The sequence below is a fragment of the Kitasatospora sp. NPDC036993 genome, from assembly GCF_055607525.1.
On record NZ_JBVJRP010000001.1, the window covers coordinates 278273 to 295725 of the forward strand.

General features: G+C 72.7%; 16 protein-coding genes. 7 read left to right on the plus strand and 9 right to left on the minus strand.

The features are described from left to right. The first annotated feature begins 52 nt into the window (after positions 1–52). From murJ to trxA, 6 genes are all read left to right on the plus strand, one after another. A complete protein-coding gene (gene murJ / locus ACZ7C5_RS01260; protein WP_401081041.1) occupies positions 53–2506 on the plus strand; it encodes a murein biosynthesis integral membrane protein MurJ in 2454 nt (817 codons plus the stop codon). Positions 2507–2805: 299 nt separating this feature from the next. Continuing rightward, entirely contained in the window at positions 2806–4764 is a 1959-nt protein-coding gene (locus ACZ7C5_RS01265; protein WP_401081044.1) for a protein kinase family protein, read from the plus strand. 46 nt (positions 4765–4810) lie between these two features. Continuing rightward, on the plus strand, positions 4811–5518 hold the full coding sequence (sigM, locus tag ACZ7C5_RS01270; protein ID WP_401081047.1) for an RNA polymerase sigma factor SigM: 708 nt from the start codon (positions 4811–4813) through the stop codon (positions 5516–5518). Beyond that, a complete protein-coding gene (locus tag ACZ7C5_RS01275) occupies positions 5515–6468 on the plus strand; it encodes a hypothetical protein (protein WP_470321670.1) in 954 nt (317 codons plus the stop codon). Before sigM ends, ACZ7C5_RS01275 begins: the two co-directional genes overlap by 4 nt. Before the next feature lie 173 nt (positions 6469–6641). Then, entirely contained in the window at positions 6642–7607 is a 966-nt protein-coding gene (trxB, locus tag ACZ7C5_RS01280) for a thioredoxin-disulfide reductase (protein ID WP_401081053.1), read from the plus strand. A gap of 129 nt (positions 7608–7736) precedes the next feature. Beyond that, positions 7737–8063, plus strand: coding sequence for a thioredoxin (gene trxA, locus ACZ7C5_RS01285; protein ID WP_188297695.1), 327 nt, complete (start codon positions 7737–7739; stop codon positions 8061–8063). 54 nt (positions 8064–8117) lie between these two features. On the opposite strand, the gene ACZ7C5_RS01290 is transcribed toward trxA, so the two are convergent. From ACZ7C5_RS01290 to rpmH, 9 genes are all read right to left on the minus strand, one after another. Then, positions 8118–8735 carry a GNAT family N-acetyltransferase gene (locus tag ACZ7C5_RS01290; protein WP_470321671.1) on the minus strand — a complete coding sequence of 206 codons (618 nt, stop codon included), beginning with the start codon at positions 8733–8735 and terminating at the stop codon, positions 8118–8120. Between the two features lie 132 nt (positions 8736–8867). Next, on the minus strand, positions 8868–9962 hold the full coding sequence (locus ACZ7C5_RS01295) for a ParB/RepB/Spo0J family partition protein (RefSeq protein ID WP_401081060.1): 1095 nt from the start codon (positions 9960–9962) through the stop codon (positions 8868–8870). Next, positions 9959–11032, minus strand: coding sequence for a ParA family protein (locus ACZ7C5_RS01300; protein ID WP_401081063.1), 1074 nt, complete (start codon positions 11030–11032; stop codon positions 9959–9961). The genes ACZ7C5_RS01295 and ACZ7C5_RS01300 overlap by 4 nt, the downstream gene beginning before the upstream one ends. 181 nt (positions 11033–11213) lie before the next feature. Continuing rightward, positions 11214–12032: a 16S rRNA (guanine(527)-N(7))-methyltransferase RsmG gene (gene rsmG, locus ACZ7C5_RS01305; RefSeq protein WP_401081070.1), complete on the minus strand. Its 819-nt coding sequence runs from the start codon at positions 12030–12032 to the stop codon at positions 11214–11216. Between the two features lie 159 nt (positions 12033–12191). Next, the gene (locus tag ACZ7C5_RS01310; protein WP_401081073.1) at positions 12192–12722 is read right to left on the minus strand and encodes a Jag family protein; all 531 of its coding nucleotides are present in this window, start codon (positions 12720–12722) and stop codon (positions 12192–12194) included. 82 nt (positions 12723–12804) lie between these two features. After that, the gene (gene yidC / locus ACZ7C5_RS01315; protein WP_401081076.1) at positions 12805–13977 is read right to left on the minus strand and encodes a membrane protein insertase YidC; all 1173 of its coding nucleotides are present in this window, start codon (positions 13975–13977) and stop codon (positions 12805–12807) included. After that, complete coding sequence (yidD, locus tag ACZ7C5_RS01320; protein ID WP_223244501.1) at positions 13974–14345, minus strand: membrane protein insertion efficiency factor YidD; 372 nt, start codon at positions 14343–14345, stop codon at positions 13974–13976. Before yidD ends, yidC begins: the two co-directional genes overlap by 4 nt. After that, positions 14342–14770, minus strand: a complete 429-nt coding sequence (gene rnpA / locus ACZ7C5_RS01325; protein WP_049655849.1) for a ribonuclease P protein component — start codon at positions 14768–14770, stop codon at positions 14342–14344. Before rnpA ends, yidD begins: the two co-directional genes overlap by 4 nt. An 18-nt stretch (positions 14771–14788) precedes the next feature. Continuing rightward, a complete protein-coding gene (gene rpmH, locus ACZ7C5_RS01330) occupies positions 14789–14926 on the minus strand; it encodes a 50S ribosomal protein L34 (RefSeq protein ID WP_030305394.1) in 138 nt (45 codons plus the stop codon). Positions 14927–15280: 354 nt separating this feature from the next. Here rpmH and dnaA point away from each other — a divergent pair, with 354 nt between their 5' ends. Next, entirely contained in the window at positions 15281–17143 is a 1863-nt protein-coding gene (gene dnaA / locus ACZ7C5_RS01335) for a chromosomal replication initiator protein DnaA (RefSeq protein ID WP_401081081.1), read from the plus strand. Positions 17144–17453 lie beyond the last annotated feature (310 nt).

A 17453-nucleotide genomic window follows, 5' to 3' on the forward strand; every position in this document is an offset into this window, starting at 1 on the left:
CGACCCCCCGCACCCCCGGGCCGGCCTCCCCCCACGACAGCGAAGAGGTGACATGACCGGGCGCAGCGAGGAGCGGCCGCCGGGCCGCGGTGAGAGCCGGCCGGGCGCCGAGTCGCCGTCCGGCGACTGGTACGTGGCCGACACCTACGCCCAGGATCCGTACGCCGCGGACGCCTACGGGAACCCGCAGGACGGCCAGGACCCGTACGGTCTGCGGGCCGGTCGGCCCGCAGCGCCGCAGCCGCCGGCCGCCGCGTACGACGTGCCGCCGCAGCTGCCGCCGCAGGGCGGCGGCTACCCGACGCCGGTGCCGGCGAACCCGTACCAGGCCCCGGAGCAGTTCTCGCCCCCGGTGCCGCCGGTGCAGCCCGGCTGGGACGCCCCGGTCCAGCCCGCCTGGCCGCAGGAGCCGGCCCAGGCCGCCGGCGGCCACTGGGGCGGCGCCCAGCAGCCCGCGCCGCAGTGGGCGCCGGGCCCGGCGCACTCCGCCTGGGACAGCGAGACCACCGAGTACGTCGGGGTGGACGCGCTGTTCGGCGGCCACCCGACGCAGGCCGCGGCCCAGCCGCCGGTCCCGCAGCCCGCCCCGCAGCCGGTCCAGCCGCCCGCCCCCGCGGCCGGCCCCGCGCCGTACCCGCCGATGGGCGGCTACCCGGGACAGCCGCAGTACGGCGGCGCTCCCGGCGGGCAGCACCACTTCGTGCCGCCGATCGAGTTCGACCCGCCGCTCTCCGAGGAGGAGGCCACCATGCAGGTGGCCGCCGTCGCGGTGCCCCCGGCGGTCGAGCCTCCGGCGGACGTCCTCGCCGACGAGCAGGCCGCACAGCAGGCGCCCGCGCCCGCCGCCGCACCCGGCGGTGGCGGCAAGGTCGCCAGCCTGCTGAACTCCAGCGCGATCATGGCGGCCGGCACCCTGGTCTCCCGCGGCACCGGCTTCGTCCGGACCATGGTGATCACCGCGGCCATCGGCGTCGTCGTGATGGGTGACTCGTACAACGCGGCGAACACCCTGCCCACCCTGCTGTACATCCTGATCGGCGGCGGCGCGCTGAACGCGGTCTTCGTGCCGCAGCTGGTGCGCAGCATGAAGAACGACGCCGACGGCGGCACCGCCTACGCCAGCCGGCTGCTCACCCTGGTGATGGTCGGGCTCGGCGGCGTGGTCTTCCTGGCGGTGCTCGGGGCACCGGTGCTGGTGCGGCTGATCGCCGAGCCGATGATGGCCAACCCGGAGCGCGCCGACACCACGGTGGCGCTGGCCCGGTACTGCCTGCCGTCCATCTTCTTCATGGGCATCCACGTGGTGATGGGCCAGATCCTCAACGCCCGTGGCCGGTTCGGCGCGATGATGTGGACCCCGGTCCTGAACAACATCGTGGTGATCTTCACCTTCTCCGCCTACATCTGGGTCTACGGCGGGTTCGGCGGCACCCACGTCGCCCCCGAGACCATCTCCCCCGAGGGCGTGCGGCTGCTCGGCCTCGGCACCCTGGTCGGCCTGGTCGTCCAGTCGCTGGCGATGATCCCGTACCTGCGGGGGGCGGACTTCCGCTACCGGCCGCGCTTCGACTGGCGCGGCCACGGCCTCGGCAAGGCCGCCCGGCTCGCCAAGTGGACGTTCTTCTTCGTGCTCGCCAACCAGGCCGGCTACCTGGTGATCACCCAGCTGTCCACCAAGGCGGGCGCCGCCGCGGCGGCGGCCGGACACGGCGGCGTCGGCCTGGCCGCGTTCTCCAACGCGCTGCTGATCTGGCAGCTCCCGCAGGCCGTGATCACCGTCTCGATCATGAGCGCGGTGCTCCCCCGGCTCTCCCGGGCCGCGGCCGACGAGGACGCCGGCGCCGTGCGAGACGACATCTCCTACGGCCTGCGCACCACCGCGGTGGCGGTCGTCCCGGCGGCCTTCCTGTTCCTGTCGCTCGGCCCGGCGATCGGCCGGGCGATCTACGCGGTCGGCGGCAACGACACCGTGCTGGACGATGCCACCAACATCGGTCTGATGCTCTCCGCCTTCGCGCTGGGACTGATCCCGTACTCCGCCCAGTACGTGATGCTGCGCGGCTTCTACGCCTACGAGGACACCCGCACCCCGTTCTCCAACACCGTCTGGGTCGCGGCCTGCCAGGCCGGTTTCGCGGTGCTGTGCTGGCTGGTGCTGCCCGCCGAGTGGACGGTGATCGGCATCGCCTTCGGCTACGGCCTGGCCTACGCCATCGGTGTGGTGGTCGCGATGCCGAAGCTGAAGAAGCGGATCGGCGGGCTGGACACCAAGCGGGTCGGCAGGACGTACAGCCGGCTGGCCGCCGCCTGCGTCCCGGCCGCCCTGGTCGGCCTCGGCGTCAGCCTGGGCGTCCAGCAGGCGCTCGGCGGGTGGCCGGGCAGCGTGGCGGCCCTGGTCGCGGCCGGCGGCCTCCAGCTGGCGGTCTTCGTGCTCGTCGCGAAGCGGCTGCGGATCGAGGAGCTGAACTCCATGCTGGGCATGGTCCGCGGCCGGCTGGGCCGCTGACCGACCGACGACCGGCCGGACGAGCGGACGCCCTGACCGGGCGTCAACCGGAGCCCGCAGGGCTCCCGCGCTCGTCCGGCCGAGTGCTGGATCGCCGGTTCGTTCGGGTCCGCCCGACCGCCGGATGGCGACCCGGTGTCGGATCTGCACCACATCTCTCCACCCCGGGCAACCGTGCGGGCCCCTCAGCGGTCGTACCAGGTGGAGAAGAGTGGGCACAATTGTCCTGGAGCACGGGGCCGTCAACCCCGGCACTCCAGCGACTCTCTCGGGGCGACACAAGGGGAGGCAGGACCACGGTGGCTGATGGCACCAAGGCGGTCGTCGACACGTCAGCAGCTGACGCGGCGGCGGACGAGGCCGCGCTGGCCGCGGCGATCGACGAGCTCGCGGGCTCGGACGACGCCGGCGAGAGCGCCTCCACGGAGGCCGGCAAGGGCACCGCCGCTGTCGCCGCCCCCGGGAGCACCGACGCTGACGGGACCGACGACGACGTACGGGCCACCGGTCCCGAGCCCGCCGTCGGCGAGGAGACCTCGGAGATCACCGCTCCGCTCTCGGTCCAGGAGATCCGCGCCGAACTGGCCGCCGGCCCGCCCCGGAAGAAGCCCGCTCCCGAGCCGGCCCGCCCGGCTCGCCGCCCCACCGACCCGCAGCCCACGGTCGACCCGCGCGACACCGCCACCCTCCCGCGCACCCTCCCCGCCCCGGCGCGCCGCAGCGGCGACATGATCGGCCACCGGTACCGGCTGGAGGAGTGCATCTCCCAGACCGAGACCTTCAGCAGCTGGCGCGCCGTCGACGAGAAGCTGCGCCGGGCCGTCGGCGTCCACCTGATGGCCTCCGGCCACCAGCGGGCCCGCAAGGTGCTGGCCGCGGCCAAGTCCGCCGCCCTGCTCGGCGACCCGCGCTTCGTCCAGGTGCTGGACGCCGTGCACGAGGGCGAACTGGTCTACGTCGTAAGAGAGTGGCTGCCGCACTCCTCCGACCTGGCCAGGCTGCTCGCGAACGGCCCGATGGAGCCGCACGAGGCGTACCAGATGGTCCGCCAGGTCGCCGACGCCGTCGCGGCCGCCCACCGGCGCGGCCAGGCCCACCTGCGGCTCACCCCGCGCTGCGTGCTGCGCACCGACAGCGGCCAGTACCGGATCAACGGCATCGCGGTGGACGCCGCCCTGCGCGGGCTGCCCGAGGAGGAGGCCGAGGACGCCCAGCGGGCCGACACCCGTGCGATCGGCGCGCTGCTGTTCGCCGCGCTGACCCACCGCTGGCCGTACCCCGAGGACCGCTACGACCTCCAGGGCCTGCCGAAGGGCCTCCAGAACGCCGCGCCGGACCAGGTCCGCGCCGGGGTCCACCGGGGGCTGTCCGACCTTGCCGCGCGGTCCCTGTTCGACCACCCGCCGCACCACGCCGAGCCGATCACCACCCCGGAGGAGCTCGTCCGGGCGATCGCGCGGCTGCCCAAGATCCGCCAGCCCGAGCCGGAGCTGCCCGCCTTCCAGGCCCCGCCCCGGCACAACACCCACGCCCTGCCCACCGCGCCCAACCCGACCCGGGTCGCCGACAACACCGTCGCCCCGCTGCCGGCCTCCTCCCGTCCCACCTCCTCCCGGCGCACCCGGCGGCGGCTGCGACGGGTGGTCAGGGCCACCGCCTGGACGGTCGCGCTGGGCGCGATCGGCGTCGCCTCCTGGCAGTTCGTCGGCTACCTGCACAACAACAGCCCTGCCGCCGCCTCCACGGCCCCCTCGACCGGCGGCACCTCGCCGAGCCCGCAGGCCAGCACCCACAACCCGGGGCCGATCGCCATCAAGGGCGCGCAGTCGTACAACCCGCTGGGCGACGGGACCGAGGGGAAGGACAGCCCCGCGAAGGCGGTCGACAACGACCCGAACACGGTCTGGACCACCCAGTGGTACGCCGACCAGTTCGGCACCAAGCCGCCCGCCCTCAAGTCGGGCACCGGCCTGATGATCGACCTCGGCTCTCCGCAGGCGGTCTCCTCGGTGAACGTCCAGTTCGTCGGGGAGCACACCGCCGAGCTTCGGGTGCCCACCGCGGCCTCCGCCGCCAACCCGATGCAGGCATCGCTGGAGGGTTTCACCGTCGTCGGCAAGAAGAGCGGGCCCAACGCCGAGTACACCCTCGAATCGCCGGTCACCACGCGCTACCTCTTGCTCTGGCTGACCGCCCTGCCGAAGGATGGCGGCGGACGGTTCACCGGCCAGGTCGCCGAGGTCAAGGTCTCCGGCTGACCGGGCCGGCCGGCCCGGCACGACTGCGAGGGGACAAGGGGTGACGGTGGCGGACGACGACGCGGCGCTGCTCGCCCGGCACGTCGCCGGCGACCCCGAGGCCTTCGGCCTGCTGGTGAACCGCCACCGCGACCGGCTCTGGGCGGTCGCCCTGCGCACCCTGGCCGACCGCGAGGAGGCCGCCGACGCCCTCCAGGACGCCCTGGTCTCCGCCTTCCGCTCCGCGGCCGGCTTCCAGGGCCGCTCCGCGGTCACCACCTGGCTGCACCGGATCGTGGTCAACGCCTGCCTGGACCGCGCCCGGCGCACGGCCACCCGCCGCACCGCCCCGCTCGACGAGGACCCGCAGCGGCTGGACGCCCTGCTCGGCGCCGCCGAACCGGCCGACTCCCCGGTGGTCAGGGCCGAGCTGCACCGCGAGCTGACCGCGGCGCTCGCCGAGCTGCCCCCCGAACAGCGGGCGGCGCTGGTCCTGGTCGACATGCAGGGCTACCCGGTCGCCGAGGCCGCCGAGCTGCTGGGCGTCCCGGTGGGCACCGTGAAGAGCCGCTGTGCCCGCGGCCGGGCCCGGCTGCTCCCCCTCGTCCGGCACCTGCGCGACCGGGATGTTTCACGTGGAACACCGGCCTCCCCCGGCTCGGCCCCGCCGGCCCGCCGGGAGGCCCCGGGGAACCCGAAGGGCCCCGCCACCGTCACAGGGACGGGCCCGAGCAGCGGTCGGACGATTCTGGAAGGAGACGCGAGCACCCGATGAACGCCCACCTCTCCTCCCCCGGACCCGCCGACGACCACCCTCCGGTCGAGCAGCTGGCCGACCTCGCCGAGGGGCTGATCGACTCCCCCGGCACCGTCGGGGCGCTGCGGCGCCACCTGGACGGCTGCGCCGAGTGCCGGGAGACCGTCGACGCGCTCACCGAGGTCCGGGAGCTGCTCGGTGACGTCCCGACCGAACCGATGCCGGCCGACGTCGCCGCCCGGATGGACGCGGCGCTGGCCGAGGCCGCCGCCGGAACGGACCGGGAGGCCGTCGAGCGGCCTCAGGAGGCCCCCGCGGCCGTCCGCGGGACCGAGGCCCCGGCACGGCCCGTACGCTCCGCCGCGACGCCCCCCGCGCCCTCCTCCGGCCTCTCCTCCGGCCCTCCGTCCCGGCCCGCCGGACGGTCCGGCTCGGCCACCGGCCCCGGCCGCGCCCGCCGACGGCGGTTCGCCCTGCTGCTCGGCGCGGCCGCCGCCCTGGCCGCCCTCGGCCTCGGCGGGGCACTGCTACCGCACCCCGACGGCAGGTCCGACGCGGTGACGGTCGGCGCGGGCGCCCCGAGCGCCCCGAGCGCCACCGCCGACGACCACGGCGCCAGGACCCCGCACGCGGCGGGCGCCGGCACCGACTACCGCGAGGACGGACTCGCCGCCCGGATCCAGCAGTTGCTGGCCCGCTCGGAGACCGCCCCGGGGCTGCGGGCCACCGGGCCCGCCCGGTCCGAGGGCGCCCCGCCCGCCGACGGCCCCCTCCCCTCCCCCTCGGGGGAGGCCTGCCCGCCGCTCGCCGACGGCACCCCGCTGGCCACCGACCGGGGCGGTTTCCACGGCGCCCCGGTCGACGTCCTGGTCTACCCGCTGCCCGGCCGGCCCGGCTTCGTCGACGTCTACCTGCGCTCCCCCGACTGCGGCCCGGTCCTCCTCCACCAGGCCGTTCCCAGCCACTGACCGACGGTTCCCATGCGATCCACGCCGACGGCGGCACGCCGCTTCCGGACTCCGGGCGCCTGGTACTGATCCGCCTGGGAATGCGAGAGACTGGTCAGTCGTTGTCCCGGGCGGCGGAGCAGGACCGCCCTCCCCGCAGCAAACGCGGGTCGCGATGCGAACCAGGAGAAGCAGTGAGCGACGTCCGTAACGTGATCATCATCGGTTCCGGCCCGGCCGGGTACACGGCCGCGCTCTACACGGCCCGTGCCTCCCTCAAGCCGCTGGTCTTCGAGGGGGCCGTCACCGCCGGTGGCGCGCTCATGAACACCACCGAGGTCGAGAACTTCCCGGGCTTCCGGGACGGCATCATGGGCCCCGAGCTGATGGACAACATGCGGGCCCAGGCCGAGCGCTTCGGCGCCGAGCTGATCCCCGACGACATCGTCGCGGTCGACCTCACCGGCGACGTCAAGACCGTCACCGACTCCGAGGGCAACGTTCACAGGGCGCGCGCCGTGATCGTCACCACCGGTTCCCAGCACCGCAAGCTCGGTCTGCCGAACGAGGACAAGCTCTCCGGGCGCGGCGTCTCCTGGTGCGCCACCTGCGACGGCTTCTTCTTCCGCGACCAGGACATCGCGGTGGTCGGCGGCGGCGACACCGCCCTGGAGGAGGCGACCTTCCTCTCCCGCTTCGCCAAGAGCGTCACGATCATCCACCGCCGGGACAGCCTGCGCGCCTCCAAGGCGATGCAGGAGCGTGCCTTCGCCGACGAGAAGATCCGCTTCGAGTGGGACAGCGCGGTCGAGGCCATCCACGGCGACCCGAAGCTGAGCGGCGTCACCCTGCGCGACACCACCACCGGCGAGACCCGCGAGCTGGCCGTCACCGGTCTGTTCATCGCGATCGGCCACGACCCGCGCACCGAGCTCTTCAAGGGCCAGCTGGACCTCGACGCCGAGGGCTACCTGAAGGTCGAAGCCCCCTCGACCCGGACCAACATCCCCGGCGTGTTCGCCGCCGGCGACGTCGTGGACCACACCTACCGCCAGGCCATCACCGCCGCCGGCACCGGCTGCTCCTCCGCCCTGGACGCCGAGCGCTACCTGGCCTCGCTGGACGACCTGGAGGCCAAGGCCGCCGCCGTCGCGGTCTGACCTCCTCCCGCTCCACCCCGCGGGGGTGTTCCACGTGAAACACCCCCGCCCCGGCCGGGCAGAAACAGAACGGGCCCACCCGTTGTTCTCCCGACAGCAGCCCCCTCCGTCCGATCCCGAGGAGTTCCCGTGGCCGGCGCCACCACCACAGTCACCGACGCGACGTTCGAGAACGACGTCCTGAAGAGCGACAAGCCCGTCCTGGTCGACTTCTGGGCCACCTGGTGCGGCCCGTGCCGCCAGGTCGCCCCGGTCCTGGAGGACATCGCGGCCGAGCACGGCGACAAGCTCACCATCGCCAAGCTCGACGTGGACACCAACCAGCAGACCGCCGCCCAGTACAACGTCATCTCGATCCCGACGCTGATCGTCTACAAGGACGGCGAGCCGGTGAAGTCCATCACCGGTGCCCGTCCGAAGGCCGCGCTGCTGCGCGAGCTGGCCGAGTTCATCTAGGCCTTCCGGTCGTCGACCGCACGGCGGCAACGGGCACGGCCGGCACGGGCCCGGCTAGAACGGCCGCAGCGCCGGCTCCTTGCGCCCGCCGCCGAGCAGCCGCTCCAGCGCCCCCTCCATGTCCCCCCGCCAGGAGAGCGTGGTGCGCGCCTCCAGCCGCAGCCGGGGGTAGCGGTTGTGGGGACGGACGGTCTTGAAGCCGACCGCCAGCAGGTGGTCGGCCGGCAGCACACAGCTGGTCGGCGTCCGCCCGGCCGAGCCGAACGCCTCGATCGCCCGCACCCCGCGGCCGATCAGGTCCTTGGCCACGGTCTGCACCAGCACCCGGCCGAGCCCCTGGCGCTGGTAGCCCGGCAGCACCCGGCTGACCATCAGCTGAACGGCGTCCGGCGAGACCGGGCTGGTCGGGAAGGACTGCGAGCGGGGGACGTAGGCGGGCGGCGCGTACAGCACGAAACCGGCGGGTTGGTCGTCCACGTAGACGATCCGGCCGCAGGAGCCCCACTCCAGCAGCACCGTGGAGATCCACCCCTCCTTCTCCAGCTCGGGCTTGCCCGATTCCACCGCCTCCTTCGCGCTGACCGGGTCCAGCTCCCAGAAGACGCAGGAGCGGCAGCCGGTCGGCAGGTCCCCGAGGTTGTCCAGTGTCAGCGGAGCGATCCGGCGTCCCATGGCCGCACCTCCTCCTCCCTCTCACGGTCGAGCATTCCCCCACGAACGCCGATGGGTGCATGTTTCACGTGAAACAGCGCTCACGTGGAACACGCACCCATCGGGTCGTTGCCCTCGGCCGGCCAGTCCGGCTCAGCCCTGCGACAGCCGCAGACCGTCCTCGCCCGGGGCCATGCTGTCCAGGATCCGGTTCAGGTCCTCCACCGAGCCGAACTCCAGCACCACCTTGCCCTTGCCCAGCTTGCCGGCACGCTGCGACACCTCGACCTTGACCCGGGTGTCGAAGCGGTCGGACAGCCGGCTCGCCAGGTCGTTGAAGGCCGGGGAGTTCAGCTTGCCCGCCTTCGGCGCCTGGCGCTTGGGCTTCTCCGGCTCCTGGACCATCACCCGGACGATCTCCTCGGTGGTCCGCACCGAGAGGCCCTCCGCGGTGATCCGCCGGGCCAGCTCCTCCTGCCGCTCGCTGTCCGGCAGCCCGAGCAGCGCACGGGCGTGCCCGGCGGTCAGCACCCCGGCGGCGACCCGCTTCTGGACCACCGGCGAGAGCTTCAGCAGCCGCAGCGTGTTGGAGACGTGCGCCCGCGAGCGGGCGATCCGGTCGGCCAGCTCCTCGTGGGTGCAGGAGAAGTCCCGCAGCAGCTGGTCGTAGGCGGCCGCCTCCTCCAGCGGGTTCAGCTCGGCCCGGTGCAGGTTCTCCAGGAGGGCGTCCAGCAGCAGCTTGTCGTCCTCGGTGGACCGGACGATCGCCGGAATCCGCTCCAGCCCGGCCTCCCGGGAGGCACGCCAGCGGCGCTCCCCCATGATCAGCTCGTAGCGCTCGGGCCCGGCCTGGCGCACCACGATCGGCTGGAGCAGCCCGACCTCCTTGATGGAGGCGATCAGCTCGGCCAGCTTGTCGTCGTCGAACACCTTGCGCGGCTGACGCGGGTTGGCGATGATCGCGTCCAGCGGCAGCTCGGCGAACCGCGCCCCGGCGACCTCGGCCGGCTCGGACGGGGCGTGCTCCCGTCGGTTCACGCCGGCGGCCCGGGCGGCCACCGTCCCCCGGCCGGACGGCAGCACCGGCACCGCGGTCGGCGAGACCGTTCCGGCGCCGGAAGGTTCCAGCACCACCGAGGCGGGTACGGGCGCGGCCGTCGCGGGCTGTCCCGCCGCCCCGCCGACCGCCGGCGGAGCCGACGGGAGCAGTGCCCCGAGCCCCTTCCCCAGACCCCTGCGACCACTCACTGATGACCCTCCGTCGTGCCGTACTGTGCCCTCGGGGCGCCGTGCCCCGGCTGGCCGTCCCGCTGTTGACCCACCGTCGAACCGCCCTGTCCCACCGCACGCAGCGCGAGCTCGCGGGCGGCCTCCAGATAGGAGAGCGCCCCGGTCGAGCCGGGGTCGTAGGTGAGCACCGTCTGCCCGTAGCTGGGCGCCTCCGAGATGCGGACCGAGCGCGGGATCGCCGTGCTCAGCACCTCGCGCTGGAAGTGGGTCCGGACCTCCTCGGCGACCTGGGCGGCCAGCCTGGTCCGGGCGTCGTACATGGTGAGCAGGATGGTCGACACGTGCAGTGCGGGGTTGAGGTGCGCGCGCACCAGCTCGACGTTGCGCAGCAGCTGGCCGAGGCCCTCCAACGCGTAGTACTCGCACTGGATCGGGATCATCACCTCCTGGCCGGCGACCAGGGCGTTGACCGTCAGCAGGCCCAGCGAGGGCGGACAGTCGATCAGGATGTAGTCCAGCGGCTGCTCGTAGGCGGCGATGGCGCGCTGGAGCCGGCTCTCCCTGGCCACCAGGGAGACCAGCTCGATCTCGGCGCCGGCCAGGTCGATGGTGGCCGGGACGCAGAACAGCCCCTCGACGTCGTACACCGGCTGCACCACGTCGGCCAGCGGCTTGCCCTCCACCAGGACGTCGTAGATGGACGGCACCTCCGCGTGGTGGTCGATGCCGAGCGCGGTGGAGGCGTTGCCCTGCGGGTCGAGGTCGACGACCAGGACGCGCAGGCCGTGCATGGCGAGCGAGGCGGCCATGTTCACGGTGGTGGTGGTCTTGCCCACCCCACCCTTCTGGTTGGCGACCACGATCACCCGGGTGGCGGCGGGCCGGGGCAGTCCCTCGCCCGCTCGGCCGATCGCCTGAACCGCAGCCTGGGCAGCCCGCGCGATGGGCGTGTCATCGATCTGGTCGACGGTCTCCGAGTCCTGCATGGGAGTCAGTGTTTCACGTGAAACCGGAGCGGCAACAGTCACCGCCCGGTCCCGGCGGAGGATGCCCGAGAGCAAGGATCGACGTTTCACGTGAAACACCATGCCCGCTATGCCGGAAATCTGACGTTGCGACACTCCGGTGTCCCCGGGGGCACCATCCGGCCGAGGGCCGGGGCGATCGGCCCGCCCGTCACCCGGACGACGACGGGCGGACGGTCCCCCCTTCCAGGAGGCCCGTCCGCCCGTGTGCGGTACGTGTCCGGTCAGTCCGGCGTCACCCGGCTCAGCGGGTGCGGCGCCGCCCGCCCCGGCCGCGCTCGCCGTTGCGGACGCTCGCGTTGCGGCCCGCCCGGGCCGCCTTGGCGCGCCGGGTCGCCGCCTTCACCCCGCCGGGGCTCTCCCCCGCCTTCACCTGGACCACCCGGGTCGAGGTCTCCAGGGTGCCCTCGCCGACCGCGATGACGTTGCACTCGACCGCGCCCAGCTTGGCCAGCCCGGCCCGCGAGTCGGCCAGTTCCTGCTCCGCGCTGTCGCCCTTGAGCGCCAGCATCTGCCCGTGCGGGCGCAGCAGCGGCATCCCCCAGCCGGCCAGCCGCTCCAGCGGCGCCACCGCCCGGGCGGTCACCACGTCCACCGCGAGCTTGCCGACCATCTCCTCGGCCCGGCCGCGCAGCACCGTGACGTTGTCCAGCCCCAGCTCCCGGACGACCTCCTCCAGGAAGGTGGTCCGGCGCAGCAGCGGCTCCAGCAGCGTCACCGAGACGTCCGGACGGACCAGCGCCACCGGGATGCCGGGCAGACCGGCACCGGAGCCGACGTCGCACAGGGTGATCCCGGACGGCAGCAGCTCGGCCAGCACCGCGCAGTTCAACACGTGCCGGTCCCAGAGCCTGGGCACCTCGCGGGGCCCGATCAGCCCGCGCTGCACGCCCGCGGTGGCCAGCAGCTCGGTGTAGCGGACCGCGGCGTCGAAGCGGTCCCCGAAGACCTCCCGGGCGGCGGCCGGAGCCTCGCCCGGCTCGGTCACCTCGGCGGCCCGCTCCTCAGCGGCCGGGTCCACGTCCGCCCCCGGCCGGCCGGCAGCCGCGTTCTCCGTGTCCATCTCGACCTCTCCGATCCCCGGATCCACCGACCCGCTCAACGCACTGTTTCACGTGAAACATCCCAGGAGGGACGACGACCCCGCCCGCACGAGGCGGACGGGGTCGCGTCCGGTGAAGCTTTCCGGTCGCCGCGGCGACCGGTCATCGACCTGCCGGTCTCAGACCGGCAGCACGACCACGAACCGCTGGGGCTCTTCGCCCTCGGACTCACTGCGCAGACCGGCCGCGGCGACCGCGTCGTGGACGACCTTGCGCTCGAACGGCGTCATCGGACGCAGCTTGACCTGCTCGCCGGAGTTCTTGGCCTGCTCGGCGGCCTCGGCACCGAGCACCGCCAGCTCCTCGCGCTTGCGGGCCCGGAAGCCGGCAATGTCCAGCATGAGGCGGCTGCGCTCGCCGGTCTCCCGGTGGACAGCCAACCGGGTCAGCTCCTGGAGGGCCTCCAGCACCTCGCCGTCCTGGCCGACCAGGCGCTGGATCGCGCGGTCGTTGCCGTCGCTGACGATGGAGACCAGGGCACGGTCGCCCTCGACGTCCATGTCGATGTCACCGTCGAGATCCGCGATGTCGAGCAGACCCTCCAGGTAGTCCGCCGCGATGTCGCCCTCCTGCTCCAGGCGGGAGACGAGGTTCTCGTCGGCGCTGGCGGCGGCCTCGGCCTCGACGGCGGAGGTGGTGCCTTCAGTCACTGATGGACTCCTTCGGAGATGGGCCCGTCTGGCGGGCCGGGAACGAAGCTCTTCGCGGCTGTCACGACGGCCCCGGGGCCGGTCAGGACTTCCTCTTCGGCCGCTGGCCGCCACCGCGCTTCGGCTGCTGCCTGGTGCCCTGCTTGGTGCCTGCCGGCTTGGCCGCGCCCGGCTTGACCGTGCTCTGCTTGGCGGCCGCCGGCTTGGCGCCGGCGTCGGCCTGGACCTCGTCGACGGGCTCCTCCACCGGGACGTCCTCGCCGGGCTCGGCCGTGGGCTGCCCGGCGGCACCCTGCTGGCGCTGCGCCTTGGTCTGCCGGCGGGGCTGCTGGCGGCGCGCCTGCACCGAGTCCTCGACCACCGCGGCGGCGCTGGCCGCCGCGCTGACGGCCTCCTTGGACGGGGGCAGCATGCCCCAGAGCGCGCCCTTGATCTCCGTACCGTCCGGACGCAGCCGGCCGGCCTTCTTCAGGCGGGCCTGGCGCTCCTCGAAGGCCTTGCTGCCCGGAGTCGGGTTGTTGTGGATGACGATCAGCTGCTGGCCCATCGACCAGACGTTGGTGGTCAGCCAGTAGACCAGGACACCGACCGGGAAGTTGATGCCCATCACGGCGAACATGATCGGGAAGACGTACATCAGCATCTTCTGCTGCTGCATGAACGGCGTCTTCACCGTGAGGTCGACGTTCTTGGTCATCAGCTGGCGCTGGGTGACGAACTGCGACAGCGACATCAGGATGATCATCACGGCGGTGACGATCTTGACGCTGGTCTCGGGGCTGCCGAGGAAGGTCGCGGAGAGCGGGGCCCCGAAGATGTGCGCCTTGCCGGCGCTCACCAGCAGGTCACCGTGGATGACGCCGATCTGCTCGCTCTTGGCCACCTTGGCGAGCACACCGTAGAGGGCGGTGAAGAACGGCGCCTGCACGAGGATGGGAAGGCAGCTGGAGAACGGGTTGGTACCCGCCTCCTTGTACAGCTTCATCATCTCTTCGGACTGGCGCTGCCGGTCGTTCTTGTAGCGCTCCTGGATGGCCTTCATCTTCGGCTGGATCGCCTGCATGGCCCGGGTCGCCTTGATCTGCTTCACGAAGAGCGGGATCAGGCAGATCCGGATGACGACCACCATCGAGGCGATGGCGAGGCCCCAGGCCCAGCCACCGTCCGGGTCGAAGATGTGGCTGTACAGCGAGTGGAACTGGACGATGATCCAGGACACCGCTGTGTACAGGGGATTCAGGAAGGAGAAGGTCACCGGTCAGGCTCCTTGGACAGGTGGATCGGCCGCTCGGGGCCAATGGTCGCCGGGCCCTCGGGGTCCGGACCGGCGGGGGTGGCGGTCACCGGTTCCTCGGTGGCGGACCGGCTCTTCAGCCAGTCCCGCAACCGCCGGTGCCACACCGGATGCTTGCGCGGCGGGACGTGATCGACCCCGCCGGGCGTCCACGGATTGCAGCGCAGGATGCGCCATGCGGTCAGTCCGCCGCCCTTGACCGCCCCGTGCACCTTCACGGCCTCGTAGCCGTAGTGCGAGCAGGAGGGGTAGTAACGGCAGACCGGACCCAGCAGTGGGCTGATCGTCCACTGGTAGACCCTGATCAGACCCATCAGCAGGTACTTCATCGACCTGCTCCCGTCGGCGCCGTGGCGGCGGGCTCCGTCCTCAGCAGTCGCTTCAGTGCCGCGTCCAGGTCGCGTTCGAGGTCCTGGTACGAGGCGGTCGCGGCTTGGGGCAGCGCACGCACCACTATCAGGCTACCGGCGGGCAGCCTGGACAGACGATCACGAACGAGGTGACGCAACCGGCGCTTGACCAGGTTGCGGACGACCGCCGGGCCAACGGCCTTGCTCACGACGAAACCCGCACGCGCCGAAGGAGTCCCCTCGGCGACGTGCGGGCGGGAGTCGCTGGTCCGGTCGGTCTGCCCCTGCGGGTCACCGTCTCTGCTGAGATGGACGACCAGAAGGGGCCGGCCGGCCCGGCGACCGCGTTTCACCGCGGTCGCGAAGTCCTGGCGCCGCCGCAGCCGATTCTCGGAGGGCAGCACAACAGACTCTGGCGCGGATCAGGCGGACAGGCTGCTGCGGCCCTTGCCACGGCGGGCGGCCAGGATGGCACGGCCGGCGCGGGTACGCATACGCAGCCGGAAGCCGTGGGTCTTCGCGCGGCGACGGTTGTTCGGCTGGAAGGTGCGCTTGCTCACTCGGGGGCTCCTGAGGTGAATCGTAGGATGACGGGGAATCGCTTGGCCGTCACCGTGCGTCCGCGTGATCTCCCCTGATTCGGAAATCCGACCCCATCGCCCCAGTTCGGCTGGGGTCTGGAGGCAATCCACGGCGCCCGTGCTGCGCGCCTTATGGAGCGGGTGGACCCGCGGACATGCGGCAGCGGCCATCGACAACTCGACCTGGTTACGGTACGCGGGACGGGGTCCGAGGGTCAAACCGGCTTCCTTCGCCCGTCTTACCCACAGCCTGTGGACAACGACTTGATCCGTCCCTGTTCGCTGACTACCGTTGCAGAACTTGTCTGGTTTGTTCTTGGAAAGCGTGCACCAGTGGCTGATGTCAACAGCGACCTCGTCCCGGTCTGGGCCAGGGTCGTCGAGCGGCTGGTCGCCGACCCCGATGTCGGGGAGATGGACAAACAGTGGGTGCAGCGCACCCAGCCGATGTGGATGATGCACGACACCGCCCTGCTGGCGACCCCGAACGAGCGGGCCAAGCAGGTGCTGGAGGGCCGGCTGCTGCCGCAGCTGACCGAGGCCCTCAGCCGTGAGCTCAGCCGCCCGGTCCGGATCGCCGTGATGGTCGACGCCAACGCGGTGCCGACCACCCCCGCGTCCGCCCTCCAGGCCCCCGCCGAGCCCTATCCCGGCCCGGCCGAGGAGGACACCTCCGGCTACGGCGGCCAGGGCTACCAGCACCAGCAGGGGTACGGACAGGACCAGCCGTACGAGCAGGAGCAGCCGTACGAGCAGAACCAGCCCTACCCACAGGACTACGAGCGCCCCCGCTACGACACCGGCGGCTACGAGCAGCGCCAGGCCCCGTACGGCGGCCCCCCCGGCGGCCCCGGCTGGCAGGGCTACCAGGAGCAGCCGCCCGCCTACCGCGAGTCCGAGGAGCCCGCGGCCCGCCAGGCGCCGCGGCCCGTCCCCGGACCGCCCGCGACCACCCAGGGCGACCTCTTCGGCGGCGCCTACGGCCCGGGCCCGAACGAGCAGCCCAGGACCGGCGCCGGCCGCAGGGCCGGCGGCTCCCGCCCCTCCGGCGGCCGCCCGGCGGAGAAGTCCGCCCCCGACCGCTCCGCCGAGCGTCCCGGCGTCCCCGGAGTGCCCGCGCCGCCCGGCGCTCCCCCGGCCGGCGGCTCCCGCAAGGACGAGCCGGCCGCCCGGCTGAACCCCAAGTACCTCTTCGACACCTTCGTCATCGGCGCCAGCAACCGCTTCGCGCACGCGGCGGCGGTGGCGGTCGCCGAGGCCCCGGCCAAGGCGTACAACCCGCTCTTCATCTACGGCGAGTCCGGGCTGGGCAAGACCCACCTGCTGCACGCCATCGGGCACTACTCGCGCAGCCTCTTCCCGGGCACCCGGGTGCGCTACGTGTCCTCGGAGGAGTTCACCAACGAGTTCATCAACTCGATCCGGGACGGCAAGGCGGACACCTTCCGCCGCCGCTACCGGGACATGGACATCCTGCTCGTGGACGACATCCAGTTCCTCGCGAGCAAGGAGTCCACGCAGGAGGAGTTCTTCCACACCTTCAACACCCTGCACAACGCGAACAAGCAGATCGTGCTCTCCTCGGACCGGCCGCCCAAACTGCTGACCACGCTGGAGGACCGGCTGCGCAACCGCTTCGAGTGGGGTCTGATCACCGACGTCACCCCGCCGGAGCTGGAGACCCGGATCGCGATCCTGCGCAAGAAGGCGATCCAGGAGCAACTCAACGCTCCCGCCGACGTGTTGGAGTTCATCGCGTCCCGGATCACCCGCAACATCCGGGAGTTGGAGGGCGCGCTGATCCGGGTCACCGCCTTCGCCAACCTCAACCGGGCCCCGGTGGATCTGGAGTTGGCCGGGATCGTCCTCAAGGACCTGATCCCGGGCGGGGACGAGGACGCGGGCCCGGAGATCACCGCGCAGGTCATCATGCAGCAGACCGCCGCGTACTTCGGCCTGGGCGTGGACGACCTCTGCGGATCCTCGCGCAGCCGGGTGCTGGTGACGGCCCGTCAGATCGCGATGTACCTGTGCCGGGAGCTCACCGACCTCTCGCTGCCGAAGATCGGCGCGCAGTTCGGCGGCCGCGACCACACCACGGTGATGCACGCCGACCGGAAGATCCGCTCGCTGATGGCCGAGCGGCGCTCGATCTACAACCAGGTCACCGAACTCACCAACCGCATCAAGAGCTAGCCACCGCCGCGCGAGCGGCCCGAGGGCGTCAGGAGCGCATCCTGACGCCCTTTCGCGCGTCCACAGGTGTGCATCGCGCGCCGGCTGGGCAGGGATGCCGTCGACGGACGGTCCGCCAGTCCGCAGCCCGCGCCGAACAACTGACCGGTGATTCGAAAACCGAGGGCGTGCAAGGCCGTTGTCCACAGGACAGGCCCCTTCTCCACCGTCCACAGGGTGGGGAGTGCGGCGTTATCCAGAATTCGTCCACAGGCCCGTCGCCGCTACGCTCTTCCGCGCAGGTCAGGTGCCTGTGGACTTGTGCACAACG

Bases quoted from the DNA above. Each gene is read 5' to 3' on its own strand.
- murJ (WP_401081041.1), top strand. From the start codon at position 53: ATGACCGGGCGCAGCGAGGAGCGGCCGCCGGGCCGCGGTGAGAGCCGG.
- ACZ7C5_RS01275 (WP_470321670.1), top strand. From the start codon at position 5,515: ATGAACGCCCACCTCTCCTCCCCCGGACCCGCCGACGACCACCCTCCG.
- ACZ7C5_RS01290 (WP_470321671.1), bottom strand. From the start codon at position 8,735: ATGGGACGCCGGATCGCTCCGCTGACACTGGACAACCTCGGGGACCTG.
- ACZ7C5_RS01300 (WP_401081063.1), bottom strand. From the start codon at position 11,032: ATGGTGTTTCACGTGAAACGTCGATCCTTGCTCTCGGGCATCCTCCGC.
- rsmG (WP_401081070.1), bottom strand. From the start codon at position 12,032: ATGGACACGGAGAACGCGGCTGCCGGCCGGCCGGGGGCGGACGTGGAC.
- yidD (WP_223244501.1), bottom strand. From the start codon at position 14,345: ATGAAGTACCTGCTGATGGGTCTGATCAGGGTCTACCAGTGGACGATC.